Source organism: Pseudomonas sp. 05N434, assembly GCF_056396965.1.
Genome location: NZ_JBFTMK010000840.1, coordinates 1 through 1,428, shown reverse-complemented (window position 1 = coordinate 1,428; position 1,428 = coordinate 1). Strand labels below are relative to the sequence as shown.

Annotated in this window: 3 protein-coding genes and 2 pseudogenes; 4 read left to right on the top strand and 1 reads right to left on the bottom strand. The window is 54.6% G+C overall.

Annotated features, from left to right (window positions below; all coding sequences use genetic code 11):
• Window positions 1-387 (bottom strand): MFS transporter (locus AC1DLB_RS29975; RefSeq protein ID WP_477786280.1); only part of this gene is annotated, 387 nt, incomplete at its 3' end.
• A 344-nt stretch (window positions 388-731) separates the two neighbouring features.
• Between AC1DLB_RS29975 and AC1DLB_RS29970 the strand changes: the two are divergent.
• The 4 genes and pseudogenes from AC1DLB_RS29970 to AC1DLB_RS29955 form a co-directional block, all read left to right on the top strand.
• A pseudogene (locus AC1DLB_RS29970) lies at window positions 732-919 on the top strand (transposase domain-containing protein); the annotation flags it as partial.
• Between the two features lie 51 nt (window positions 920-970).
• Entirely contained in the window at window positions 971-1,114 is a 144-nt protein-coding gene (locus tag AC1DLB_RS29965) for a DUF3224 domain-containing protein (RefSeq protein ID WP_477745509.1), read from the top strand.
• Window positions 1,092-1,346 carry a DUF3224 domain-containing protein gene (locus AC1DLB_RS29960; protein WP_477745508.1) on the top strand — a complete coding sequence of 85 codons (255 nt, stop codon included), beginning with the start codon at window positions 1,092-1,094 and terminating at the stop codon, window positions 1,344-1,346. The genes AC1DLB_RS29965 and AC1DLB_RS29960 overlap by 23 nt, the downstream gene beginning before the upstream one ends.
• Window positions 1,267-1,428: pseudogene (locus AC1DLB_RS29955) on the top strand (UvrD-helicase domain-containing protein); the annotation flags it as partial. The gene AC1DLB_RS29960 and the pseudogene AC1DLB_RS29955, both read left to right, overlap by 80 nt.

The window sequence follows — 1,428 nt, the reverse complement described above, 5'->3', positions numbered from 1 at the left end:
GAGGCGGCTGGGGGCCATTGCGGCGGTTCCGAGTAGTGAAAGCAGCGGGTTCGCAACGACCTGAACGGTTGTCACGCCAATCGCAAGCACAAAGAGGGCGCCGAGGAAGGCTGGAAACAATGCGGACTGGGTGGCAGGAATGAAGAGCAGGCATCCACCAGCCATCAGCAGCAACCCGAGGACGGCCGCTCTCATGTAGCCGATTCGCGAAATGAGCAGGCCTGCGGGTATGGCGAAAATGAAATAGGCAAAAAAGAATGACGACTGCACAAGCATGGCCTCGGTATAGCTGAGGCTGAAGAGGTGCTTGAGTTTTGGCACCAGGACATCGTTAAGGCTGGTGATGCTGCCGAGGATGAAAAACAGCGCGAACACGTAGGTGCTCATCCGTTGGGCGTGGGGTGTTGCCAAACTGTTGGTGACAGTCGCGCTAGCACTAGCATTCGTCATCACGGGCTTCCTTTCTTGTGATTGTTACTTTCAAGGAAAGCTCTATAGAGCCTCGGGCACCTTGACAGTGGGACAGCGCTATCTTTGTGCGGTGAAGTACTCGCCAAAGGAGGGTGCGCTGCCATCTGATTTTTTGTCTGTAGCCGCTACCGCTCACCCAAAGTCCAGGGCCAGTCGTTAGAGGGCGCTACCTTAGTGCCTGACTTTTCATTTGGCAAGCCGCAGGATCTCTTGGGGGGATGCCGAGATAAGGGGTAAATTCGCTCATTTGGGCTGCAGTAGGGCCGTGGGCACTTGGACGCTCGAACTGGTGTTCGCCGGGTCGCTACGCAGCGGTAAGCGGGCAGCTGCGATCATGAGCTTGATTCAGTCAACCCGCATGAATGGGCATGATCCTTATGCGTATCTCAAAGATGTGCTGACGCGCCTGCCGACGCAGCGAGCGAGTGAGATCGATCAACTGCTGCCACAGCATCCCACGCCCGAAATTACAACAGGCTTACCAGTGTCGATCAGCTCCATGGAAAAGTCCTATACAGGAGCTATCGATGGTATTTCTTCAACAGCCTTTACTGCGGCGTTCGACCAAGCATCAAGAAGGGGCTGCTACATCGTGATGGAGAGCTTCAAGGGGACGGTGAATTGGGGTAGAGGGTTCCTTTAACTTCATTCACTCCGCCTCCACTACCGGAATTGATCGTGCAGATGAGTTTTTCTGCATAGTTGGAGGCAGTGGTACGGATGGTTTGAAAGGGATATCAGGGTCAGGAGGGATCACAATTGACATCGATGGAACGCACCCTGCCATTCAAATTCCTGGGAGAGTGGGTAGGGGGCTTCAACTTCGGTCGCCCCAGCATGTACGCGAACGGCAAACAGAGATTTATGGATGGTAGCAACAAGATCTACGCATGCGAGCTTGGCCGTCTCGCGCGAGAGCTGATGGCAGCCACACCTATGTTGTTACGAAGACTGGAG